Origin of the sequence: Nitrogeniibacter mangrovi, from assembly GCF_010983895.1 — a bacterium.
In the GTDB taxonomy this organism is placed as follows: domain Bacteria; phylum Pseudomonadota; class Gammaproteobacteria; order Burkholderiales; family Rhodocyclaceae; genus Nitrogeniibacter; species Nitrogeniibacter mangrovi.
Genome location: NZ_CP048836.1, coordinates 3,909,303 through 3,932,159, shown reverse-complemented (window position 1 = coordinate 3,932,159; position 22,857 = coordinate 3,909,303). Strand labels below are relative to the sequence as shown.

The 22,857-nt window shown below is 63.2% G+C and carries 19 protein-coding genes; 5 read left to right on the top strand and 14 right to left on the bottom strand.

The features are described from left to right. Positions 1 to 250 precede the first annotated feature (250 nt). Both G3580_RS18150 and G3580_RS18145 read left to right on the top strand, forming a co-directional pair. Positions 251 to 1,501: an SIR2 family protein gene (locus tag G3580_RS18150; protein WP_173767901.1), complete on the top strand. Its 1,251-nt coding sequence runs from the start codon at positions 251 to 253 to the stop codon at positions 1,499 to 1,501. Between the two features lie 185 nt (positions 1,502 to 1,686). After that, on the top strand, positions 1,687 to 3,198 hold the full coding sequence (locus G3580_RS18145) for an ATP-binding protein (RefSeq protein WP_217424542.1): 1,512 nt from the start codon (positions 1,687 to 1,689) through the stop codon (positions 3,196 to 3,198). A 131-nt stretch (positions 3,199 to 3,329) separates the two neighbouring features. On the opposite strand, the gene G3580_RS18140 is transcribed toward G3580_RS18145, so the two are convergent. From G3580_RS18140 to G3580_RS18130, 3 genes are all read right to left on the bottom strand, one after another. Next, positions 3,330 to 4,541 (bottom strand): three-Cys-motif partner protein TcmP, encoded by a 1,212-nt coding sequence (locus G3580_RS18140; protein WP_217424541.1) that lies wholly within the window; start codon positions 4,539 to 4,541, stop codon positions 3,330 to 3,332. A gap of 97 nt (positions 4,542 to 4,638) precedes the next feature. Further along, a protein-coding gene (locus tag G3580_RS18135) for an IS3 family transposase (protein ID WP_407670941.1) occupies positions 4,639 to 5,798 on the bottom strand; the annotation gives its coding sequence in 2 pieces (ribosomal slippage) (positions 4,639 to 5,549 and positions 5,549 to 5,798; 1,161 coding nt in all). Positions 5,799 to 5,867: 69 nt separating this feature from the next. After that, complete coding sequence (locus G3580_RS18130; protein WP_173767895.1) at positions 5,868 to 6,608, bottom strand: DUF5131 family protein; 741 nt, start codon at positions 6,606 to 6,608, stop codon at positions 5,868 to 5,870. A 727-nt stretch (positions 6,609 to 7,335) separates the two neighbouring features. Between G3580_RS18130 and G3580_RS18125 the strand changes: the two genes are divergently transcribed. After that, positions 7,336 to 7,509 carry a hypothetical protein gene (locus G3580_RS18125; protein WP_173767893.1) on the top strand — a complete coding sequence of 58 codons (174 nt, stop codon included), beginning with the start codon at positions 7,336 to 7,338 and terminating at the stop codon, positions 7,507 to 7,509. Here the strand turns inward: G3580_RS18125 and G3580_RS18120 are convergent. The 5 genes from G3580_RS18120 to G3580_RS18100 all read right to left on the bottom strand — a co-directional run bounded on the left by G3580_RS18120 (position 7,500) and on the right by G3580_RS18100 (position 13,638). Continuing rightward, entirely contained in the window at positions 7,500 to 8,372 is an 873-nt protein-coding gene (locus tag G3580_RS18120) for a hypothetical protein (protein WP_173767891.1), read from the bottom strand. The genes G3580_RS18125 and G3580_RS18120 overlap by 10 nt on opposite strands. A 680-nt stretch (positions 8,373 to 9,052) precedes the next feature. Further along, a complete protein-coding gene (locus G3580_RS20480; RefSeq protein ID WP_173767890.1) occupies positions 9,053 to 10,147 on the bottom strand; it encodes a TniQ family protein in 1,095 nt (364 codons plus the stop codon). Further along, positions 10,122 to 11,012: a TniB family NTP-binding protein gene (locus G3580_RS18110; RefSeq protein WP_173767888.1), complete on the bottom strand. Its 891-nt coding sequence runs from the start codon at positions 11,010 to 11,012 to the stop codon at positions 10,122 to 10,124. Before G3580_RS18110 ends, G3580_RS20480 begins: the two co-directional genes overlap by 26 nt. 2 nt (positions 11,013 to 11,014) lie before the next feature. Then, a complete protein-coding gene (locus G3580_RS18105) occupies positions 11,015 to 12,937 on the bottom strand; it encodes a Mu transposase C-terminal domain-containing protein (RefSeq protein ID WP_173767886.1) in 1,923 nt (640 codons plus the stop codon). After that, positions 12,934 to 13,638, bottom strand: coding sequence for a TnsA endonuclease N-terminal domain-containing protein (locus tag G3580_RS18100; protein ID WP_173767884.1), 705 nt, complete (start codon positions 13,636 to 13,638; stop codon positions 12,934 to 12,936). The genes G3580_RS18105 and G3580_RS18100 overlap by 4 nt, the downstream gene beginning before the upstream one ends. A 65-nt stretch (positions 13,639 to 13,703) precedes the next feature. On the opposite strand from G3580_RS18100, the gene G3580_RS18095 reads away from it, so the two are divergent. Both G3580_RS18095 and G3580_RS18090 read left to right on the top strand, forming a co-directional pair. After that, on the top strand, positions 13,704 to 14,387 hold the full coding sequence (locus tag G3580_RS18095; RefSeq protein ID WP_173767882.1) for an ATP-binding protein: 684 nt from the start codon (positions 13,704 to 13,706) through the stop codon (positions 14,385 to 14,387). 68 nt (positions 14,388 to 14,455) lie between these two features. Beyond that, positions 14,456 to 15,646, top strand: coding sequence for a multidrug effflux MFS transporter (locus tag G3580_RS18090; protein WP_173767880.1), 1,191 nt, complete (start codon positions 14,456 to 14,458; stop codon positions 15,644 to 15,646). A 9-nt stretch (positions 15,647 to 15,655) separates the two neighbouring features. On the opposite strand, the gene G3580_RS18085 is transcribed toward G3580_RS18090, so the two are convergent. The 6 genes from G3580_RS18085 to G3580_RS18060 form a co-directional block, all read right to left on the bottom strand. Next, positions 15,656 to 16,183 carry a GNAT family N-acetyltransferase gene (locus G3580_RS18085; RefSeq protein ID WP_173767878.1) on the bottom strand — a complete coding sequence of 176 codons (528 nt, stop codon included), beginning with the start codon at positions 16,181 to 16,183 and terminating at the stop codon, positions 15,656 to 15,658. Positions 16,184 to 16,274: 91 nt separating this feature from the next. Further along, complete coding sequence (locus G3580_RS18080; RefSeq protein ID WP_173767876.1) at positions 16,275 to 16,919, bottom strand: hypothetical protein; 645 nt, start codon at positions 16,917 to 16,919, stop codon at positions 16,275 to 16,277. After that, a complete protein-coding gene (locus tag G3580_RS18075; protein ID WP_173767874.1) occupies positions 16,919 to 18,244 on the bottom strand; it encodes a TolC family protein in 1,326 nt (441 codons plus the stop codon). Before G3580_RS18075 ends, G3580_RS18080 begins: the two co-directional genes overlap by 1 nt. Then, a complete protein-coding gene (locus G3580_RS18070) occupies positions 18,241 to 18,543 on the bottom strand; it encodes a DUF3240 family protein (protein ID WP_173767872.1) in 303 nt (100 codons plus the stop codon). The genes G3580_RS18075 and G3580_RS18070 overlap by 4 nt, the downstream gene beginning before the upstream one ends. Further along, positions 18,536 to 21,634, bottom strand: coding sequence for an efflux RND transporter permease subunit (locus G3580_RS18065; RefSeq protein ID WP_173767870.1), 3,099 nt, complete (start codon positions 21,632 to 21,634; stop codon positions 18,536 to 18,538). The genes G3580_RS18070 and G3580_RS18065 overlap by 8 nt, the downstream gene beginning before the upstream one ends. Beyond that, positions 21,634 to 22,713: an efflux RND transporter periplasmic adaptor subunit gene (locus tag G3580_RS18060; protein ID WP_173767868.1), complete on the bottom strand. Its 1,080-nt coding sequence runs from the start codon at positions 22,711 to 22,713 to the stop codon at positions 21,634 to 21,636. Before G3580_RS18060 ends, G3580_RS18065 begins: the two co-directional genes overlap by 1 nt. Positions 22,714 to 22,857 lie beyond the last annotated feature (144 nt).

Below are 22,857 nucleotides of genomic sequence, written 5' to 3'. Positions count from 1 at the left end.
GTCGAAATATCTACCATATAGGATAGATGATACGGTGCGATGTTGGGGCTCAGGGCGTTGGTTTTAGCGGCACCTGTCTAAACGGAGGCCAGAGCCCCTTTCGTCGGCGCGGGCCTACCAGATTTTGATTGTCGTCGTGCCTCTACATTGTTTGGGTCAAATGTCGCCGCCGCTATGCTGCATCGTCTGAAGCAGGACATAGATATTACGAAGGCCCGCGCGCTGCGTTGCAGCCATCAAGGGAGATGTGATGCAAGTGTTTAGTTGCAGGACCAACGGCCAGTGGTTGGCCGAGATGCCTCCACCCCCACCAGGAGAGCCGCTCGCGGAGCCTTCTGTCCCTGAAGCCGAGGATCCTGCGCTGGCAGAAGCGAAGCGGGTGCTCTCCGATATGTTGCGCTGCGGTAATTTTGTGGTTTTGTCTGGCTTGGGTACTTCGCTGTGCGTGCAGCCGGCGGTTCAAGGTGGTGCCAAGGCGCCAACCATGGCGGATCTCTGGCAGCAAGTTCAGGAAAAGCAAGACGCAACGGCAGCTGCATCCACGCCCGCTGGGCTAACCTTTCTCCAGCTCATGCAGTTGGTGGGACATCCTCAGGACAAAAGGGACATTGAAGCGCTGATGTCTCGATGTCGTCTTGCCGAATCCTTTCTGTCTGGTGCGCAGAAGGAAGAGGTAGTGAAGTTTGTCGCGCTTGCTGAGGCCCAAATCATCGCTGCCACAAACTTTATCTCCGCGAACCACCCTCTACCCGTGCACGCCGAATTTCTTCGCCGGGCAGCCCGCCGACCACAGCGTAAATCGCGGATGAAGATATTCACTACCAATTACGACCGCTGCTACGAAGAGGCGGGTCGCCAGGGGCGCTACGTAGTGGTTGATGGGTTCTCTCATACTGCCCCGCCGACCTTCGATGCTATTCATTTCAGCTATGAGACAGTACGCCGATTGAATGACACCGAGTCCTATGACCCCATACCGAATTCGTTTCACCTGTATAAGCTTCACGGCTCTGTCGACTGGCAGCGCCAAGAGATCTCGGGGGAGATTACGAAGTGGATGCCTGACGGTAAGCCGGTTCTCATCTATCCGCGCAACTCCAAATATGAGCTCGCCTTCGAGCAACCGTACTTGGAAATGATCAGCGCGTTCCAAACCGCTGTGAGGGAGCCCGATTGCGGTGTCCTCATCGTGGGGTTTGGTTTTAACGACAATCACCTTGCGGAACCCATCATGTCCGCCATCCGTTCCAACTTGTCGTTGAAGATCGTAGTGGTTAGCCCGGGACTTGCGCCCTGGGAGACTGAGCAACAGCAACATCTAGGCGAGTGCATTTCCAATAGGTACTTGGCCAAGCTTCACGACCTCGCTATCGCCGGCGATGCCCGAATCGCGCTGCTCAACTGCGGATTCGAACAGATGGTTTCGCTGATTCCTGACCTTGCAGCTGAGACCGACCTTGAGCGCCATGTCGCGAGGCTGCGTGGTATTGGTGCGGTATGAGCGGCCTCGTTGTTTCGCCTTTTGATCGGCAGCGATACATAGGGTCCGTCTGCACCGTTCGGCCAGCATCTGTAGAGGTCAATCTTCCGCTAGCGTCCTCCCCGGGCCGTACCCATGTCGCTGGTTACCCGCTGCAGCGTGGTCAAGTCGGTGAGTTCGTCGTAGTTGAAGGCGAAGAGCATGCCGTGCTCGGTCGCTTGATCGAGACCCGGCTTCCGGAACGTGACCGCCTGACCGTCGAGCCCTCACATGATCATGATTCCACCCCAAACCCGTTAGGGGTGGTTCAACTTCTTACCGCCATTGACCTTGAAACCGGACACCCGCTGCGAGGTGTGCCGATTTCACCGAGGATTGGTCAGCATGTGTTCTCTGCTCACCCTCTGGTCGTCAAGCAGGTAGTCGAGTCAGGTGCAACACCAGACGCCAAGCGGATTCAGCTCGCCACCTTTCCACATGCGACAGACACCGCGGTTTCTTTGTCTCCAAGTCAACTCTTGGGCCGCCACTGCGCAATTCTTGGCGCTACCGGCGGGGGGAAGAGCTGGACCCTGGCGCGACTTACAGAGGAAATCGCCCGGTTGGGAGGAAAGGCAATCCTCTTCGACGCAACCGGGGAATTTCGGACGCAAACCAGCGTTGCTGTCACCCATGCGTATCTTGGCGGGCGAAAGGAGGGCCCGCACGACGTTCGACGATTCCTGAGCTTTCCGTATTGGGACTTGACTGAGTCGGACCTCTTTGTTTTGCTGCGTCCGAGTCCAGGGGTTCAAGCGCCCAAGCTCAAGGAAGCCCTCCGGAGCTTGAAGATCGCTCACCTAGCCCCTGCGCTCGCGAATGGCGGCTTGATAAGGAAGGCTGGCAATCCCCGGCAACCATTTGAGGCGGCTTGCATTCAGCAGGCGGTGGCATTAACTCGTCCAGGCACTTTCTTCGACATCGCGCAGCTATCACGACAGATATGGGAAGAATGCGTCTACCCAAGCGGATTCAACGCTCAGGCTGCAAACTGGGGTGGCGCCACGCCGAACGAGCAATCCGCCTGCGTTACACTCATGTCACGCATTGAAAGCGAACTGGCCTCACCTAATCTCGAATGTTTGTTTTCGCCTGATGGATTAGACCCGCTGCCTGGTGTGGTCGAGGAATTCTTGGCTGACGCGGACCAGCGCATACTCCGAATCAGTCTTGAGTTCCTTTCTTTTGAGCACAATGCTCGTGAGGTTGCCGCGAATGCGGTTGGGCGCTATTTGCTCAGCCTTGCTCGACAGGGGCGATTTCTCGACATGCCGGTAGTGGTCTTGCTCGATGAAGCACACCAGTTTCTGGATAAATCTGTCGGTGACGAATTCACAAAGGCCGATCTTGATGCGTTCGGATTGATTGCCAAAGAAGGACGCAAGTATTCGTTGACCTGCGTTCTCGCCACCCAGCGGCCACGGGATATTCCCGAGGATGTGCTTAGCCAGATGGGGATGTTTATCGTTCACCGACTCATCAATGAACGGGACCGTATCGTTGTTGAGAAGGCGTGTGGCGACCTTGACGCGTCTGCAGCCTCGTTTCTGCCGACGCTGGGTCAAGGGGAGGCGATGGTAGTTGGCGTTAGCGCGCCAATGCCGCTTCCCGTCACAGTCCACAAGCCAGCCCGACCCCCTTCGTCGCGGTCTGCCGATTTCGAAGGGCTCTGGGGGTAGCGTCGCCGGCGGTACGGGAAGACATGGATATGTGATGAAAACACCACGGTAGGAGCGCTGCAAATATACCTCTGCGACGGTGCCATCTCTTGAAGTAAGACTGCTTGCGAATGGTCGTAGGCTCAGTTTCACTACACAAAGAACAGCGGCCGCTGACTCGGAGCGATGATCTGGTCGGAAAGGCCAATTTGCTTGGACGGACGACGAGGCTTGCCATCCGTACCAACAATCTCGATGACCCGGTGCTGCGCAAGCTTGATGATGGCTTCCTGGTAGATGTTGCTCGAGGCCGGCGACTCGTTGCAGGTGGTGGCGTAGAGCACGCCGTAGTTCACCCCTTCATCGTGCGAGTAGATGACTTTCGGCACCTGGGCCATGAGTGCCTCGATGCTCGATTCCTTCGCCACGTCATCGAACTCGAAGCCCAGTTCAGATTGTCGCTTCAAGCCCGAATCGTGTTGAGGATCGTAGCCCAACATGTCGAACATGTTCAGACCCGCCCCACCATAGTGGATGAAGTAGTTCTGGTTCTGCCAGTGGACCTCCGTCATGACATCTCGGGCCCGGAAGTGCTGGGAGAGATGTATGAGCCAATAATCACCGTGTCCTTGCTTGTTCCGGACGAAGAAGGGTGTGTAGTGCTTGGCACCACACTGTCGAACGAGTTCCTTGTACAGCGTCGATTGGATGAATAGCCGCCACTGAGTGTCCGAGGCCTTGATCTCCCTTAGAGATCGCCCAGCAAGGATGTTGGGAATCTCGATCTTTTTGAGACTGGTTGTGAAGTTTTTGTCGTTCGCGAAGTTGAGGAAGGAGTCGACGGCAAAGGTGAGAATGATCTCAGCACCGGGGAGCGTGTAGAGGATCTTTCGGATCAGCGATGTTGGTACTGCGCTGTAGCCAAACTGGTCGAGAATGAAGATTGAGCGACCATTCCGGGGGCTCTTCTTCTGGATCTTTTTGATGATGTCATCCGCAATCTCTTCAAAGGATCTCTTCAGGATTTGTATGCTAGAGCCGAAGCGGGCGCCGTACCCTTTTTCCTGAAGCGTTCGCTTCAGAAGCAGGAAGGGATTTCGTCGTGATTCAATGAAGAAGTAGCCAATGTCCAGCCTGACTGGCTTCGATCTGCCTTGATTGATGAAGAACTCTGCTTCTTTCTCTGCCTCGAGCAGGATGATCGGCGAGCCGTAGGCCAGCTTGCCAGTGTCCGCATGCGTGTAGACGCCGCCGCCGGCAAAGCCATCTACGAGCGTTAGCTTGAACTCGTCCCGCGGCTGGCCGCCCACCAGTGTCTGGTAGTACGCGGCCATGTAGGATTTGAGAATGCGATGCTTGGCCACGCTGTGTGGCTGGATGATGTCAGGCCCGTCTTTCCAGGTGTATTGACTTATCGGCATCGCATGAGAGGGTTTGACCTGCCCCCTGCCGGCATACCAGTCAATTGGAAGCGGGTCCGGGATTTAACACGATAGCTGTTTGTGCTTCGGTTGTGGTTTGCCCGTCATCGCCAGAGCTCTGGCGATGACGGGCGGCGAATTGGGCCGGAGGTATCCGGCCGATGCTGCTGTGGGGTCTGACCTCGTTGTAGTCCTGGCGCCAGATGCCGATCAGTTCGCGTGCCTGAGCCAACGATTCGAACCAGTGCTCGTTCAGGCATTCGTCCCGAAACTTGCCGTTGAAGCTCTCGATGTACGCGTTCTGCACCGGCTTACCCGGCTGGATCAGGATGTGCTCAACACCTCGTGCCAGCGCCCAGCCCATGAAGGCCCGGCTGGTGAATTCCGGCCCATTGTCCGTACGCACTGCCCGTGGATAGCCCCGAAACCGGGCCGCCTGATCCAGCACCCGGGTCACGTAAGGTCCGGGCATCGAATGATCGACCGCGATGTCGATGCACTCATGGCTGAAGTCATCGGCCACCGTCAGGCATTTGAGCCGCCGCCCGCAGGCCAGTGCGTCACTGACGAAATCCAGACTCCAAACCGCGTTGAGCGCATCTGGCGCCACGAGGGGTTGGCGCTGGCCGCAGCGACGCTTCTTGCCCCTGCGGCGCACCGTCAGATTCTGCTCACGATACAGTCGATAGACCTTCTTGTGATTCGTACCGGGAAACTCGCCTCGAAGCAGATCATGGATGCGCCGATAGCCGAACCGGCGGCGCTGATGGGCCACCTCCACGATGCGGCCCATCAAGTGCTGCGTACGCTCATCGGGCTGGGGTGGATGGCGCCAGGCATCACGAGAGAGCCCCACAAGAGAACACGCGCGTCGCTCCGACACCACGCCTTGCGACAGTATCGAAGCGATCGCCAATCGTTTGTCCTGTGGGGCTAGCGCTTTACCTTGAAGGCCACCTTCAGTGCTTCGATGTCCAGGTGCGCCTCGGCCAGCAGCTTCTTGAGCTTGCTGTTCTCCGCTTCCAGTTCCTTGAGCCGGCGGGCTTCCTGCTCATCCATGCCCCCGAACTTCGCGCGCCACTTGTAAAACGTCGCGTCGCTGAAACCGCCTTGCCGGCACAGCTCGGCCACCGGCATTCCAGCCTCAGCCTGCTTCAGAAATCCGATGATCTGCTGATCGGTGAATCGACTCTTTCTCATGTCCGTCCCGCTCCAGTTGAACGGACCTTACTTCCAAATCGGTGGTATGGCTACGGGGGGCAGGTCAGGTTAGACGGCTGCGGCCGGCATCTCGTCGTAGGTCCGGCCTTTGAGTTCTCTGCCGTTGTGTTTCTTCGCTCTGCGTTTTCCGTCAGCGCCCCAGCCACCCCATTGCTTGAAGAAGAAGGCAGCGCCTTGTGCCTCGCATTGTTCCTGCAATGACTCCACCCACTCGACCTTCATCGGTCGGGCTTTCGGCCCTGACTCGCCGCCGACGATGACCCAATGGATGTTTGAGAGATCCAACTGGCCAACGTCTTCCAGCAAGGGTTCGATCGACAAGAACCGCACGGTAGCATCGACACCTCGCAGATAGTCGATGCGTGGGACACCGTACGTTCGATCTTCCACCGAGACGCCCAACCAGGCATTTGCTGGTGCCCTCTTGTTCTTGAAGTATTCAGCCAAGCGGTCGGCTCGTTTTGTCAGAATTTGGAATGTATGCCAATCGGCTTGCCTGATGGTATCAAAAACCTGGTCGATATAGCCAAAGGGAATGTCTTCGTGAAAGAGATCTGACATCGAGTTCACGAAGTACACCGTCGGTTTCTTTCGCTTGAGCGGATCCTTGAGGCGGTCAGCCAGCATGGTGAGCCGAAAGCCATTCTCGTAGCCGCGGGTACCCATGGCCTGAAGGCGGTCGGCCATGACCTCCGCGTAGCAATGCTTGCAGCCAGGAGAGACCTTCGTGCAACCCACGGTGGGGTTCCAGGTCATTTCTGTCCACTCGATCTTGCTCTCAGTCGTCATCACTCATCCCCTGTAGATCGATACGCCCACCCTCAGCGGCATTGACCAAACGCACCAACACGTCTCTTCGAGGCGTATTCAGTATGGTTGAGAGGGAACGAAGTTGCTCCAACGTGGCTTCAGGAACCCACTCCTGGAGCCTTCGATACCCACTGCCTCTCATGCGGCTTCGATACGCGTTCTGCGCATTCGCTAGCTGAGCAGTCCGCCCTGTGCGGGTGGTCCTAACGCGCTTGTTCTCGCTGACTCTCGGCATGAATCACTTTGGGACTTGATTACAGTGTAATCATACCAAATGGGTTGATATGGTCAATATTTACCGAGCTTTCAAAAGCGCTTATCGAGGCCGTCGCGTCGAGAAATCCGTGCAAGCGTCGACGCTGGGGCGTGTGTCGGAGAGGGCCGAAACGCTAATAGGGGGCGGAAGCACTTCCGCCTGCATTCAAAACAGTTGGCGCAGCAAAATCCTGGTGATGAGTACGCAGTGTTGTGTGGGGAGCGCTAACACTACAACTTGCTTGGATAGCCGCGCAGGATTGCGCAACCTAAAGGTGCTTGCCCCGGCTCCGAGCACACCGGCGCTTGAGGTCGGGTGCAAAAACAAAACCCTTTAATCCAAGATCGATGTGCCGGCGTCACATCATGGAGTCGTCGTAGAACAATGCGAGGTTGAGAAGTGAAGAATCAGACCAAGAAAGTCGCCCCGTGTCGCAGTGGAAGCGCACCCATGACGTTTGGCCAGCAATTCTTGTACGACTACGTCGGCAAACCGGTGTCGTTCTTTCTCTACGCGGTCGTGATTGTTGGTTTCCTGGCCAGCTTGAGTGCGCTAGGGATACTCAACGAGCACGCGCTGTCGTGGATGAAAACGATCCTTTCGGTCGCGCTGAGTCAATGGTGAAGTCGTTCAGTGTGATACCGGACAGCGTCGGTGCTCAGTGGCTGAACGCGGTTGCGCCCTTCGAACACCATTACGTCTGGAGCGGTGCTAGGCAACCATCGGTCGAAGTGTCGTGCGAGTTTATGGTGATCGATGTGCACCTGGCGAGTGGATGGCCAGAGGACTATGTGACCCTCTTGCCGTCGCACGTTCCGTCCGGTCAAAGCCAGGACCTCCTGAAGTGGAATCTGATAGAGATCAGCCAACAGTCTGGCCAGCATTGCTCTGGCCTCGCGAGCGTTGTTCGTCTCTTCCAGTCGTTTGTAAGTCACCCGGATACGCCTGATGAGAGTCCGCTCTTTCGCGCGGACTGATGCGGTCGGGGGTTTTTTATTTTTCAACGCGACGCCGTAGCTCTCCCGGAGGTGGCGGGCGAACGCGGACAAACTTGCAGCGAGTCCACCGCGCGTTCGAAGCAGTCGATCGAGGTGGGCCTGGCGAATATCCCGAAAGCTCCGAACACCGGCCAACTGGACAAGCCCAATAGCCGCAGACACGTAGTACCGAACTGTCTTGGATTGCAGTTTGCGTTCTGACTGATTCAATGAACTTGCATACCGCTTGAGCTCAGAATGCCAAGGCATATCACTGCACTGGCGTATGAGATCGTCCAACCTGCGTCGTTCGTTCAGATCGACAAGCACCCGCGCATTCCATGCGATGGCAAGGCGCTCGCACAAGAAGGTCACGATATTGAAACCTTTCCTGAGACCCTCCGCGCCAAACAGATCGAACATCGTTTCCTGCGTCAGCTCCGTGGCGCTGCAGAAGCGTCGATCGATACGAGAAAAATAAACCGCGTAGCCATCGATACGGCGAGTCATGTTGCCAGCTTTGCAACGAAGCCCCTCCCAGTGACAAAAATCGCGAAACAGAGCCCGCACCCAACGCTGCTCCAGGAGCTCAGTATTGAGTTCAATGCGTCGGTAAATCCTGTCCGTCAAAGAACATGTGAAGCACAGCGACGCGCCGCCGCCAGCAACGGAAACCCCGCAGCCAGGGCAACGGTGTGTAATTGGAGCGGAGGGGTCGCAGGCCTTGCAATAGGGTCTTCCGCCAACGTCTCGGCCAGCGACGGCGCGATGTTTTCGGCACACGTTGCATGTTTCATAAGTCGCAGAGCGGCAACGTGGACACGCCAGTTCATCGATCCCGTGTGCGGTTGCGGTACTGAGTCGCTTGGACAACTCGCCGCAGTAGGCACATGGCCGAGGCGTGTTGAAGTTCGGGGCGCATGATGGGCACACGGGGCGGCCGGCGACGAGCACGCCAGCCTTCGATAACGGACGGTCACACCTGGCGCATGTCCGCTTAGCCGCGCGGCACGTTCTGCAAATGGGACTATCCGCATGATGATAGGCGCGGGTTGAACCGCCACAGATACTGCAGGCCACTTTGGAAAATACGCTGCAATAGCAGGTATTGCAGTAGGCATGCCCGTGTTCAACACGCGTCGCCTTGCTCATGGCTCGACCGCACTCGTCGCATGCTTTTCTTGCGGTTCTCACGCCCAGCCCACCTCGGCTATGAGTCGTTGCGCTCTGATCTGTCGGTACAGGTCCGGACTCCTTCTAGCGAGGCTCTGCAGCGACCGGTCAAAGATCTTGGGAACATTTCTGCGCTGGCGACGGTGACCAAGGGGCAGCAACGACACACCCTCTAGAATCTGAGGAGGCAAATGCATACGTCTAAACGTCTGCTGAGTCAGCCCGCCCGCATGCGCTGCCACGAGAAAGTTGCCGGGCCATTTATTTTTGATTGCCGCTACGGTCTCCAACATGAGAATGCGCTCGGCGATTCGAGCATGTTCGAACTGGGAACGACGCTCGCGTGGATGGGAGGGCTCTCCCAGACCCAGTGCGTTACGGATGGTTGCATGGCGCCGAAACGGGGTCAGAATGGAAAGCAGCCGGCGCACAGTTTCAAGCCGCTCATCTGACCTGTGAGGTTTGACGAGAGGCGTGGTGGCGCCTTGGACCGCCGCGAGCAGTTCCTCTTGGAGGGCCTGCACAGAGCCGGGTATTGGGCACGGGTCCTGATGTCGGGTCAAAGATGCGCCGCACTCGGAGCAGAAGATGAGATCGAGTCTGTTGCCCCGATGTGGCGCAATCGGACTAGTGCACACGGGGCAACAGTCTTCAAGTGGAACTTCGTGGATCTCGCACCTGACGTAGAAGCCCAGCCGCCATCGTTTGCGGAACCAATGGCGCCCTTCTTTGAGACACGTGGGGCAAAACTGCAATCCATGCCGCCGGCGCACCCTGTTGAAGACGCTGACCGACAGCAGAAGAGGGGTGTCGCCTCCTTGTCCAACTGAGCCGACAATCTGTCTGAATGGGACGAGGGTGCTTCCCTCCAAGGCGTCGATAGGCGTTCCACTTGCCTCGGAAACCTGCCTTAACCATCCACGATCGACGGTCCGGTCCACGTCGCGGCTCCAGACCGGTCGTCCAGGGAAGTGAAGGCTCATGAACCGGTAAGCTGTCGTACCGTGCGCGTGGGCCGAGCGAACAAGATAAGAGGACAGCAGCTCATCCTCTTCCAGTCGAACCGGATAGGGCCACGGATCGATCCTAGAGGGCTTCAGCCTGTTTGCCATATTCGGTGAGTTTGACCCACCCGATCTGCTCGAGCGTCTTGGTCGTGATCTTGTCCGAACGGTCCCGAATTGCATGGATGGCGGCGCGCTTGAGAATTCTGGCGAGGCTCCCGATGGTGCCTCCGCACATGCCGTGAAGTTTGATCGCCAGTTCGCGCTCGATGAGATTTGACGGGTGAACCAAGGGAAGAATGCGCTCGAAACTCGCCAGCAATCTCAAGAAATCCTTGTCGAGCTGCCATCGAGGCAACCCGAAGGCTTCAAAACGGGAGGATAGCTGCGTGTCCGTATGCAGGGCGCGGATCGCATCGCGAGTGCCGACCGCAACGATAGGCAAGCGAAGGTCATTGCTCAGGTTCTTCAGTACGCCAAGGAAGTGGCGTTGTTGGCGCGCATGGCCATAGAGAAGATTGTGAATCTCATCGATTACCAGCATTCGACATTGGACGTACGTCAGCACTGAGTGCGCCTGGTTCTTCTTTCGTTGAACGGGATCTGAATCTCGATGTGCGATTTTGAGCGCGAGCAATAGCTCGGTCCAGAACCGTGTTTCGACGGGTTCAGACGGCATGTTCATGATGGCCACCGGTAGGACCGGGTCCCCTGCGGGCTGCTGAATCACCGGGTGACGCTCGCAAAATTTTTCGACGACGGTGCTCTTGCCGTTACCGCTCTCACCAACCAGCAGAAGATTCGGCATGCGGTGCGTACGCGGATGTATCAACAAATCTTCGAGTGTGTCGAGGGCCTCGTGGGCTCGCGTGTAACCGATCCACCTGTCCTGCATGGCGAACTCGATGCGCTCTTCGGTCGGCAGGAGCATTGCGCTGTGGACAGAAGGGTCAAGGTGGTCAAAGTGCGCCATCGCTACACCTTGATGTCGAAGGGTTGAATGGGGGAGCCGAAGATGTCGTCGTCCATTGGATCGCTCATCGGAGTGCGATCAACTTGGAGCTCGGTTCGCTCTGGAGCGGCTCGTTCAGCCGGTTGCGTGGCTCTCGACTTTGCTTGCCGCTTGGTTGTCTTGATACGGTGTATTTGCCTGCGGGCGGCTTTCGTTTTAGTGACGGCTGCTTCAACGCGCGCACGCATACGTTCTACCGCATCGAAGATTGCTTCCTCGTCGACATGCGCCTCACCCTCAGCGCGCAGACGCTTTTGAGCCGCGCGTAGCTCCCACAGGCTGATAGGAGGATGGGCCGCGTTCCGATACGGAATCTCGTAATACTCGCGAGCCTCCGGGTCGTAGAAGTAGACGACACTGATATCTCTGGGGTCGCGCCGGATGATGAACTTGCGTTTGATCCTGCTCTGATTCGGTTCGGTGGCGTTGATCCACGGATTGAGGACTTCGTGATAGTAGAAAACGTCGTCGATCACGACGCCATAGGGTTGAATCGTTCGCTCCACAAAAGGCAGAAAATCCAACCGCAGCCGATGGGGATTGCTGGGTACTTCAGGGATCCCCTTTCCGGGCTGTGTCGAGTCTCCAAGTAAGCCGATTTCCCATTTGCGAAGCGGCGGCATCTCAAGTTCTGAATGCAGCCGCTTGTGATACACGTTGACGATGAAGTCGACCAAGCGTTGCTCGAACTCTTTCAGCGTCAGGGCCGACTCTTTCTCCGAGTCATATCCCTTCCGTTCTCTTGTATTGGAAAACGTCGTTCCCGGCAGAGTGCGGATCTCTCCGCCGCTGGTCCCCATGTAGCGCTCAATGTGTCCACCGTAGTGCGGAACCTTGACGGGACGCATTTCAAGGTCAATCGCATACTGTTCGCATGCCTTTGAAAGCATGGCACCGCGGAACTCCTTTGCGTTGTCGCAGTGCACTTTGGCGATGCGACCCCATACAGGCCATTCACCTGGCACTTCAAGCGCCGCTAGGTATTCGTTTTTTGGAGACATGGAGTTCGCAAGGCACATGCCGGCCGCCACGGCACTGGGCTTCTCCATCGACACGTAGACCCCAGTGATCATTCTGCTGAAGACGTCGATCGCGAGGGTTACTGTCGGCCGCCCCATGGGAAGCCGCGTCTCGTCCTCTACGACGATGATGTCAGCCTCGGTGTGATCGATCTGTACGACGGCGAGAGGGAAATCGGCGCCGGGGAAATTGCCTCGGATCGGAGCAAACTTGTTTCGAGCCTGATCGCTGTGGCCGCGTGCCCGTAGCACCCGATCGGGCCGAAGTTCGCGAATACGGTTTCGGACGGTATTGGGATGTGGAGCGTCGATGCCGGCAGTTCGGCACATGGTTGCGACCCGGTTGATGACTTCCTGCGGGCGCAAACGTTGTTTGCTGAGAAATGCGTCCTCAATGGCTGAACGGACTATCTTCTCGGTGCTTTCGTCCAGTCCTTTGTTGCCTCGGCGGCGACCGCGTTTTTGAGGTATCAGTGACGATAGTTGAAGTGAGTTGGTGTAGAGCTTGATCCACTCGTAGATGGTTCCCGCATGGACGCCGGCAGTCGCTGCCGCCTGCTCAACTTTGGCTCGTGTTCTATCTTGATCTGCCAAGAGTGGTGAGATGATTGCAAAGCGCTCGTGAGCCTGCTTCCAGTCTCCATCGGAGATGTCTTCCAGATCCGGTGTTGGGATGCCTTCGGTCAATGATGTACTGGCGCTGGACGCAGGTTCAAGTTGATCGACACTAAGGCGCTCGATCCGGCGTGATTCCAGGTCTTCAGCCAACACGTTGTCGACACCGAGAATGTGGGTGATTTTGAATTTCTTCCCCAATGCGCCGACGATTGCACCTGGCTTCACGGTAACGAAAGCGGCTGTTGTCATTCGGTGGCCTCCCGCGATGCACACCAGATGGATGTGGCCATGGTTAGAGGTTCGGTAAGATCCGCACCGATCAGCTTCGTGCACACCAACCGCCAGAGCGGACCTACCGCTCGGATTCGATTTTCCTTGCTTGAAAATGCAGCCTTCAGCAGCAAATCGGGGGTGGCGTCGCCGAGAAGATCTAGCGTTTCCAACAGATGTTCTTCCATCGCAACGTTTGCCATTTGCGCTCTGTAGGGGCGAAGGAACTTCGCATTGGCTAGGTACGCCGAACCCCGAATTTCCACCTCGGTGACGAGTGCGAAGCGCATCTCGTTGGCTCGTGCAAAGCGAATTGCCGCCTTGAAACGAGGCTTGAGCGCGATCCAGTCGCTCTTGAGATTCTCCCGATATTTCACTTCGTAGAGCACCTTTTCACCATTGGTGTACTCGACGTAGACATCCGGGGTGTAGTGGCGATCGCGGCCGGCCGCGTCCTTGTATCCGATCCGAACCGGCTGTCCTCGGATCTCGACGAAATTCCGATCGAAATCGAGCAGGATTAAAAAGTCCCGCTCCAAGGACGACTCATGCGCGACGGAGAAGCCGCCCACAGCCGTCTGTCCAGTCATGCTTCGGCGGTTGGTTCCTATCTTCCGCGCCGGACTGATATCTAGTCGCGTAATTTGTTGTACATACGCACGTTGGTCGTCGATTTTCATGTCACCTGGTTCGCCTATTCTTTGTAGAAAGATAGCTAAGTGATTGATAAAAATATACTGATTTCATGTTTATTTTTGTAATTCACAGCGGCAGCGTGCCGGTGCCCGGCGAGATCAGCCTGGCCGATCACGGCGTGCTGTTCCTCGACGAGCTGCCCGAGTTCGATCGCCGGGTGCTCGAAGCGCTGCGCGAGCCGCTCGAGACCGGGCATGTGGACGTCTCGCGGGCCCGCCACCGGGCGCGCTTCCCGGCGCGCTTCCAGCTGGTGGCGGCGATGAATCCGTGCCCCTGTGGCCATCTGGGCGACACGCGCGGTCGCTGCCGGTGCACGCCCGAGCAGGTGGCGCGCTATCGCGGCAAGCTCTCCGGCCCCTTGCTCGATCGCCTCGATCTCGTGCTCGAAGTGCCGGCCCTGAGTGCCGCCGAACTGCGCTCGGCGCAGCCGGGCGAAGCCTCGCAGCCGGTCCGCGCGCGGGTGGTGCAGGCCCGCGAACGGGCCCTGGCGCGCCAGGGCCGGCCCAATGCGGCCCTGGCGGGCGAGGCCCTGCGGGAACACTGTGTCGTCGACGCGGCGGCCGGTGACATGCTCGCCCGGGCGGTGGACCGTCTCGGTCTGTCGGCACGCGGCCACGACCGGGTGCTGCGGGTGGCGCGCACCCTGGCCGATCTGGCCGGGGAGGCGGCCATCGGCCGCGCCCAGGTTGCCGAGGCAGTGCAGTACCGGCGCGCGCTGGCCGAGCGGCGGTAACGCCGCCCCGCGCGGGGACGCGCTACACTGGGCGGATTCCCCATAACAAGATCCCCCGCCCCGACCCCATGCCGGTTTCCATCCGCGTTCTCGCGCCCATCCTGGCCGCCCTCGCGGCCCTCGGGCCGTTCTCCATCGACACCTACCTGCCCGCCTTCCACGACATCGCCGCGGACCTGGGGGCGAGCCGCTACGAGGTGCAGCTCACCCTCACCGCCTACCTGATTCCGTTCGCGCTGATGGTGTTCTGGCATGGCGCGCTGTCGGACAGCTTCGGCCGTCGCCGGGTGATTCTCGCCGCCCTGTCGCTGTATGCCGTGGCCTCGGCGGTGTGCGCCCTGGCGCCGGGCATCGAGTGGCTGTGGATCGGGCGGGCGCTGCAGGGGCTGTGCGGCGGCGCGGGCATCGTGGTCGGTCGGGCCGTGGTGCGCGATGTGCTCGAGGGGCCGCAGGCGCAGCGGCTCATGTCCCATGTGGTGATGATGTTCGCCATCGCGCCGGCGGTGGCGCCGATCCTCGGCGGGGCGATCCTGGCGGTGCTGCCCTGGCAGGCCATCTTCTGGTTCCTCGCGCTGCTCGGCGCGCTGCTCGGCGCGGTGAGCTACTTCAAGCTGCCCGAGACCCACCCGCCCGAGAAGCGCCAGAGCCTGCATCCGGTCAATGTGGCGCGGGGTTACGGCTCGGTGCTGCGCAGCGGCCGCTTCCTGCTCATCGGCGCCGCCATCGCCCTCAACTTCAACGGTTTCTTCCTGTATGTGCTCTCGGCACCCACCTTTCTGGTGGACCATCTGGGGGTGTCCGAGCAGGGCTTCGGCTGGCTGTTCATTCCCGCCATGGTCGGCATGATGACCGGGGCCTGGCTGTCGGGGCGGGTGGCCAGTCACTGGACGCCGGGGCGCACCATCCTCACCGGTTTCGCGGCCATGGGTGCGGCGGCGGCGGTGAATGTCGGCATCAACCAGGGGTGGCCGCCCAGCCTGCCGCTGAGCATCCTGCCGGTTCCGCTCTACGTGCTGGGCATGTCCATGGCGATGCCCAACCTCACCCTCATGGCGCTGGACCTGTTCCCGGCGCGGCGCGGCATGGTCTCCAGCTGCCAGAGCTTCATGCAGACGGCCACCAACGCGCTCACCGCCGGGGTGTTCGCACCGCTGCTGTGGGCGAGCACGGCGCGCCTGAGCCTGGGCATGGGCGCCTACCTGAGCCTGGGTTTCCTCGCCTATCTGGGGGTGCGGCGGCTGCAGCAACGCAGCGCCTGAGCCGCGTGCTCAGGCCGGCGCCTGGGTGTCGCCCGCGCCCAGCGGGCGCTGCATCAGCACGGTGTCGACCCAGCGGCCGAACTTGAAGCCCACCGACTCGAGCGTGCCCGCGGTGCGAAAGCCGCAACGCGCATGCAGGGCGATCGAGGCCGCGTTGGCCGAATCGCCGATCACCGCCACCATCTGCCGCCACGGCCCGCGCGTGCATTCGTCCAGCAAGGCCTCGAGCAGCGCCCGTCCCGTGCCCTGGCGATGGGCCGCGCGGTCCACGTAGATGGAGTTCTCCACCGTGTGCCGGTAGGCGGCGCGCGCACGGTAGGCCGCCGCGTAGGCATAGCCGAGCACCCGGCCGTCCCGTTCGGCCACCAGGTAGGGCAGGCCGGTCGCGCCGATGGCCTGGAAGCGCTCGGCGAAGGCGTCCGCCCCGGGCGGCACCTCTTCGAAGGTGGCCAGGCTCTCGAGCACGTACGGGGTGTAGATGGCCAGACAGCGTGGCAGGTCGGCGGGCGTGGCGCGGCGGATGAGGGGTGGGTTCATGGCGGCGGCGCCGAAGTGACGGGGCCTCCATCATGCACCGGCACGCGCGTGAAATGAAGCGCGTGCCGGGTGCGGCGCCGGGGAGTTCCGGTCAGGGGGTGAGCTGTCCGGGCCGGTAGGCGAGGGCGGTGTCGGTGCCGCCGGCCAGGGCCAGATCGCGCGCACGGCGATCGGCCAGCGCAAACCGGTACTGGTGGTTCGCGGTCACGGCCAGATGCACGTTGCCCAGGTAGCTGCCGCCGTCGGCCGGGACCGTGAACCGGTAGACGACAGGATGCGGCGGCGTGAGCGCCAGCTTGCCGTGGCGATCCGCCAGGACCAGCCGCCAATCGCGCAGCTCGTAGGTGCCAGGGGCCAGGCGCAGCACGGCGACCCGGCCCACGGTGCCCGAGTCCTCGCGGATCGCGCCCGCGTCACCGGCGCCCTGACCGACGACGGGCAGCGGCCGGTCGGCCGGTGCGCCGGTGGCGGTCGTGCGGGTGCCCAGTGCGCGGGCATGTTCGCGTTCCGAGCGGTAGTAGCGTTCCACGCGGGCCTGGTTCATGGGGGGCTGCGCCACCGGACGGAGGCGGTATTCGAAGCGCGAGACGCGGGTGCCGGCCGGGGCGGCCACGGTCAGGGACAGGACCGCCAGGCCGTCCGTGCGCGCCGCGGCGGACCTTGGCGGGGTGGGGGTTGCGGCGCAGCCGGCCAGGGTGAGGGCCAGCGCGAGGCCGGCGGCGAATCGGGGCATCATCACAGGGCTCCTTGAGTGTCGGGGTGCGGCATGCCGGAGGCGTCGGCCGGCGCGTCGTCGGCGCCGTCGAGCGCCCACAGACGATGGGCGTCGAGCAGGACGCGGTCGTGCCGCTCCAGCGCGTCGAGCTGGAGCAGGCGGGTCGCCAGGGCGGCCTCGCGGGCCCGGCGCTGGGCCAGCAGCAGGGCGTCGAAGCTGCCCTCGCCGAGGCGGTAGGCGCGTGCGGTCAGCTCGGCCGCCTGACCCAGCTGCTCGCTCGCCTGCCGGCTGGCGAGCCAGGCCTGGCGGGCCGTGGCGGCGCCATGGACGGCGGTTGCCGCGTCGGCGGTGGCGCGCTGCAGGGCAGCGGCTTCCTCCCGCGCCGCCATGTCCGCCTCGGCCACTGCGGCGTCGGCGCGGGCACGTCGGCCACCGCCGGGCAGGGGAATGCTGAGGCGGGCGCCGATGACCTTCTCCTCGCCGCCGCGCTCGCTCGACACGAACAGGCCGAGCGTGGGGTCGGGGGTGCGCTCGCGGCCGGCCCGCCGGGCGCCGAGGCGGGCCTGGCGGCTGTGGCCCCGGGCGAGCCTCAGTTCATGGTTGTGTTCGAGCATGGCGTCGATCCAGGCCTGCGCGTCGCTGTCGAGCGCGGGCGGCTCGCCGATCTGCGCCGGGGTCGCCAGCGGCAGCGCCGGATAGCGGCGGCGCAACAGTTCGGCGGCCGCGTCGCGCCGGGCCACCGCCGAGGACAGTTCGGCCCGGGCCTGGGCCACGGCGGCCTGGGCCTGGACGGCATCGAGGCGCGCCGCATCGCCGAGCGCCTGGCGACGCGCCACGGCCTGCGCCTGGGCCTCGAGCGAGGCGATCTGGGCGGTCCATTGATCGACCGCCGCGACGCCGCGCAGCCACTCGAACCAGGCACCGAGCAGGTCGCGCGCCGCCTGGTGCAGGGCGTCGCCGCGCGCCACCTGGGCCAGATCGACGCCGCCGGCGCCCAGCTGGGCGTCCAGTGCCGCCTTGCCGGGCAGGCGCTGGGTGCGGTCGATGGCCGCGCCCCATTCGTTGAAGCGTTCGGACGGCGCACCGCTGGGGTTGGCGCGGCGGCGCTGGCCGCTCAGCTCGACGGTCCACTCGTGCGGGCCGGCCGTCAGTTCCCGCTCGCGGGCGGTGGCGACCCGGATGCGCGCGTCGGCCGCCTGCACCATGGGGCTTTGCAGCAGCACGCGGGCCACCAGCGCCGCGTCGGGCAGGGCCGGATCGGCGGGGGTGTCGGCGGCGTGCGCCGGCGCGCCCAGGAGCAGCGCGGTGAGCGCGACGATGGGCAGCAGGGGGGTGGTCGGTTTCATAGGCGCCCCATCGCGAGGACCGGCTGGAGCCAATAGAAGACATTGGCGCCAGGCAGGTGGGTGTGGATCAGTTCGAGCACCGCGCGCATGGACGGCTCGGGCCCGACGGTCTGGATTTCGGTGCGCGGCGCATGGCCGCTCACCAGTTCTTCGGGCTGGACCAGGGGGACGCTGGCGCCGTGGCCCTCCGCCTGGCAGGCGGTGAAACCGCGTACCAGGTCGGGATGGGACAGGAGCAGGTCTTCCACATGCTGGGCGATGTCATTGGGCATCACCAGGGTCAGGAGTACGTCAGGCACGGGGATCCTCCGTGAAAGCGACGGCAGGGCGGACGCCGAAGCGGCGGAACAGGATGGGGAGCAGGACGAGCGTCAGCGCGGTGCAGGTGACCAGACCGCCGACCACCACGATGGCCAGGGGGCGCTGGATCTCCGAGCCGGGGCCGCTGGCGAAGAGCATGGGCACGAGGCCGAAGGCGGCGATGCTGGCGGTCATCATCACCGGCCGCACCCGGCGCCGGGCGCCTTCGATCACCGCCTGCGCCATGGGCATGCCGCGCGCCAGCAGCTGGTTGAAGTAGCTGACCATGACCACGCCGTTGAGCACCGCGATGCCCAGCAGGGCGATGAAGCCGACCGAGGCCGGCACCGACAGGTATTCGCCGGTGAGCAGCAGGCCGAAGATGCCGCCCACCAGGGCGAAGGGCACGTTCGAGAGCACCAGCAGCGCCTGGCGCACCGAGCCGAAGGTGGAGAACAGCAGGAAGAAGATGAGCGCGAGCGCCACCGGCACCACCACCGCGAGGCGGGCGGCGGCGCGCTGCTGGTTCTCGAACTGTCCGCCCCAGGCGAGGCGATAGCCCTCGGGCAGTGGCACCTGCTGCGCCACCGCGGCCTTGGCGTCCTCGACGAAGCCCACCAGGTCGCGGCCGCGCACGTTGGATTGCACCACCACGTAGCGGGCGGCGTTCTCGCGGTCCACCTTGACCGGCCCGTCCACCCGTTCGACCCGGGCCACCGAGGTCAGCGGGACGCTGCGCCCGTCCGCCAGGGTCAGGCGCAGGGCCTCGAAATCCGCCGGCGAGGTGCGCAGGCTGTCGGGGCCGCGCAGGATCACCGGGATGCGCCGGCCCTGTTCGATGACGGTGCCCACGTCGCGGCCCTCGAGCAAGGCCTTGAGGTCGTTCTGGATGTCGTCCACGTTGAGGCCGAAGCGGCCCGCGGCGAGCCGGTCCACCTTCACCTGCAGGTACTGCACCCCGTCGTTCTTGAGGGTGAAGGTGTCCTCGGCGCCCGCCACCCGGCGCACCACCCCTTCGATCTGCCCGGCGAGCCGGTTGAGGGTGTCGAGGTCGGGTCCGTAGATCTTGATGGCCAGGTCGCCGCGCACGCCGGTGAGCATCTCCGAGACGCGCATGTCGATCGGCTGGGTGAAGGAGAAGCCGATGCCGGGGAAGTCCGCCATCACCTCGCGCAGCCGGTCGGCCAGCCACTCCGGGTCGGGCGTGCGCCAGGTGTCGCGCGGCGCCAGCACCAGGAAGGTGTCGGTCTGGTTCAGGCCCATGGGGTCGAGGCCGAGTTCGTCCGAGCCGGTGCGCGCGACGATGGCCTTGACCTCGGGCACGCGCGCCAGGATGGCGCGCTGCACCCGGCCGTCGATCAGGAGCGATTGCTCGAGCCCGATGGAGGGCAGCTTCTCCAGCTGCATGATCATGTCGCCTTCGTCCATGGTCGGCATGAAGCTCTTGCCCAGCATCGTGTAGGCGCCGCTGGCGGCCACCAGGGCCAGGACCGCCGCGCCGATGAAGAGCCGGCTGTGGGCGAAGGCGACCGTCAGCACCCGCGCGTAGAGCGCGGCGAGCTTGCGCACCAGCCACGGCTCGTGGTGCGGGCCGCGGCGGATGAGGTAGGAGGCGAGCACCGGCACCACCGTGAGCGACAGCAGCAGCGAGGCCGACAGGGCGAAGACGATGGTCAGCGCCACCGGGCCGAACATCTTGCCTTCGAGGCCCTGCAGGGTGAGCAGGGGCAGGAACACGATGATGATGATGGCGATGCCCGAGGCCACCGGCGCGGCCACCTCGCGGGCGGCGCGGTAGATCAGGTGCAGGGTGGGGAGCTTCTCCGGTGCGGCGTCGCCACCGCCGGTGAGCTGGCTTTCGATGTTCTCCACCACCACCACCGCGGCGTCCACCAGCATGCCGATGGCGATCGCCAGGCCACCCAGGCTCATGAGGTTGGCCGACAGGCCGAACATCTGCATGAGGATGAAGGTGCACAGGGCCGACAGGGGCAGCATCAGCGCCACCACGAGGGCGGCGCGCAGATTGCCGAGGAAGGCGAGCAGCAACAGCACCACCAGCACGATGGCCTCGACGAGCGCCTTGGAGACCGTGCCCACGGCGCGCGAGACCAGGTGGCTGCGGTCGTAGAACGGTTCGATGGTCACGCCCTTGGGCAGGGTCGGGGCGATCTGCGCCAGGCGCGCCTTGACCCCGGCCACCACCGCCTGCGCGTTGGCGCCGCGCAGGCCCAGCACTAGGCCCTCGACCGCCTCGCCCTGGCCGCTGCGGGTGACCGCGCCGTAGCGGGTCAGCGCCCCGAGGCGCACCTCGGCCACGTCGCCCACGCGCGCCACCCGGCCGTCCTTGGCATGGAGCACGATGGCGCGCACGTCGTCCAGGGTCTGGATGGCGCCTTCCGCGCGCACCAGCAGGGCTTCCTCGGCATCGCTCAGGCGACCGGCGCCGTCGTTGCGGTTGTTGGCCTCAAGGGCGGTGCGCAGATCCGCCAGCGAGAGGCCGCGGGCCGCCAGCTGCTCCGGATCGGGCACCACCTCGAAGCTGCGCACCTTGCCCCCCAGGCTGTTGACGTCGGCCACCCCCGGGATGGTGCGCAGCTGCGGCCGGACGACCCAGTCGAGCAGGGCGCGCTTGTCCGCCAGGGACAGGTCGCCCTCGATGGTGAACATGAACATCTCGCCCAGCGGCGTGGTGATCGGCGCCATGCCGCCGCTCACCCCGGCGGGCAGGTTGCCCATGGCCGCGGCGAGGCGCTCGCCCACCTGCTGGCGAGCCCAGTAGATGTCGGTGCCGTCTTCGAAATCGATGGTGATGTCGGTGAGCGCGTACTTGGAGGTGGAGCGCAGCAGGCGCTGGTTGGGGATGCCGAGCATCTCCTGCTCCACCGGCACCGCCAGGCGCATCTCCACCTCCTCGGGGGTCATGCCGGGGGCCTTGAGGATGATCTTCACCTGGGTGGTGGACACGTCCGGAAAGGCGTCGATGGGCAGCTTCAGGAAGGCCTGCACCCCGGCGGCCACGAGCATGGCCGTGAGCACCAGGACCAGCAGCCGCTGGGTGAGGGCGAAGCGGATCAGGCGGTCGAGCATCACTGTGCCCCCACGCCGGTGAGCATCGCCTTGAGGCCGGAGACGCCCTGCACCGCCACCGTTTCGCCGGCCTTGACGCCGTCGACCACGACCGTGTCGCCGCCCTGGCCGAGCACCGTCACCTCACGGGCCTCGAAGCGCTCGCCGTCGGCGCCGGTCGCGGTGCGTACGAACACCAGCGTGCGGCCGCCCTCGCGCGCCAGCGCCGAGGCCGGCAGGCGCTGGCCGCTGGCGTGGATGTTCGCGTCGATCGACACTTCCACCACCTGGCCCGGATGCAGGCGCTCGGCGCCCGCGTCCACCGCCGCGCGCAGCAGCACCGTCTGGCTTTCGGGGTCGACCGCCCGGCCGACCGCGATCACCTTGCCGCTCACCTCGGTGCCGGCGATGCGCACCGCCATGCCCTCGCGCACCGCGCGGGCCAGCGTCAGCGGCGCCTGGATCTCCAGCCACAGGGGCGAGAGCTGGGCGATGCGGTAGATCGGCGCGGTGCTCGAGACCCGTTCGCCGACTTCCGCGTTCTGGGCCAGCACCACGCCATCGATGGGCGAGCTGAGCGTGAGCGGCCCGCCGAGCTTGCCCGGCGTGATGCCGGCCAGTTTCAGGGCCTGGGTCCGTTCGCTGGCCAGCGCCCGGGCCTGGGCCGCGGCGGCTCGGGTCGCCTGCAGGCGCGACTCGGGGATCAGGCCTTCGGCGAACAGCTGCTCGTCGCGCTTGCGGTTATGGTCGAGCAGGGCCGACTGGTTGCGCGCCTGCAGGGCATCGCGCTGCAGGGCGAGGGCCTCGGGGCTGGCGAGGCGGGCCACGGTCTGGCCGGCGCGCACGCTCATGCCCGGCGCCACCGCCAGCATCTCGATGCGGCCGTCCACCGGCGCGGCGACGATGCGCATCTGGTCCACCGGCACCAGCACCCGCGCCGGCAGGCTGCCTTCACGCCCGGCGGGCGCCGCGCCGGCCTCGGCGGTTTCGATGCCCAGGGACTGCATCTGGGCGGGGTTGAGCAGCATCGGCTCGGCGGCCCGGGTGGGCGCCGCGAGCGCAACGAGGAGAGCGGCCAGCAGCCAGCGATGTCGTGACATGATCATGATCCAGGTTGGGGTGACGGCGAGTCTATGAAGCGATGCTTAAGCAATCCTTAAGTGGCCGGAAACCGCGTGGACAGACGCGCGTGGACGTTTGGTCGATGTGCTTGACATAGGTCACGGTGCCGACGCGCCAGCGCG

Bases quoted from the DNA above. Each gene is read 5' to 3' on its own strand.
- G3580_RS18150 (WP_173767901.1), top strand. From the start codon at position 251: ATGCAAGTGTTTAGTTGCAGGACCAACGGCCAGTGGTTGGCCGAGATG.
- G3580_RS18130 (WP_173767895.1), bottom strand. From the start codon at position 6,608: ATGACGACTGAGAGCAAGATCGAGTGGACAGAAATGACCTGGAACCCC.
- G3580_RS18125 (WP_173767893.1), top strand. From the start codon at position 7,336: ATGACGTTTGGCCAGCAATTCTTGTACGACTACGTCGGCAAACCGGTG.
- G3580_RS18120 (WP_173767891.1), bottom strand. From the start codon at position 8,372: ATGACTCGCCGTATCGATGGCTACGCGGTTTATTTTTCTCGTATCGAT.
- G3580_RS20480 (WP_173767890.1), bottom strand. From the start codon at position 10,147: ATGGCAAACAGGCTGAAGCCCTCTAGGATCGATCCGTGGCCCTATCCG.
- G3580_RS18110 (WP_173767888.1), bottom strand. From the start codon at position 11,012: ATGGCGCACTTTGACCACCTTGACCCTTCTGTCCACAGCGCAATGCTC.
- G3580_RS18105 (WP_173767886.1), bottom strand. From the start codon at position 12,937: ATGACAACAGCCGCTTTCGTTACCGTGAAGCCAGGTGCAATCGTCGGC.
- G3580_RS18100 (WP_173767884.1), bottom strand. From the start codon at position 13,638: ATGAAAATCGACGACCAACGTGCGTATGTACAACAAATTACGCGACTA.
- G3580_RS18095 (WP_173767882.1), top strand. From the start codon at position 13,704: ATGTTTATTTTTGTAATTCACAGCGGCAGCGTGCCGGTGCCCGGCGAG.
- G3580_RS18090 (WP_173767880.1), top strand. From the start codon at position 14,456: ATGCCGGTTTCCATCCGCGTTCTCGCGCCCATCCTGGCCGCCCTCGCG.
- G3580_RS18085 (WP_173767878.1), bottom strand. From the start codon at position 16,183: ATGAACCCACCCCTCATCCGCCGCGCCACGCCCGCCGACCTGCCACGC.
- G3580_RS18080 (WP_173767876.1), bottom strand. From the start codon at position 16,919: ATGATGCCCCGATTCGCCGCCGGCCTCGCGCTGGCCCTCACCCTGGCC.
- G3580_RS18075 (WP_173767874.1), bottom strand. From the start codon at position 18,244: ATGAAACCGACCACCCCCCTGCTGCCCATCGTCGCGCTCACCGCGCTG.
- G3580_RS18065 (WP_173767870.1), bottom strand. From the start codon at position 21,634: ATGCTCGACCGCCTGATCCGCTTCGCCCTCACCCAGCGGCTGCTGGTC.
- G3580_RS18060 (WP_173767868.1), bottom strand. From the start codon at position 22,713: ATGTCACGACATCGCTGGCTGCTGGCCGCTCTCCTCGTTGCGCTCGCG.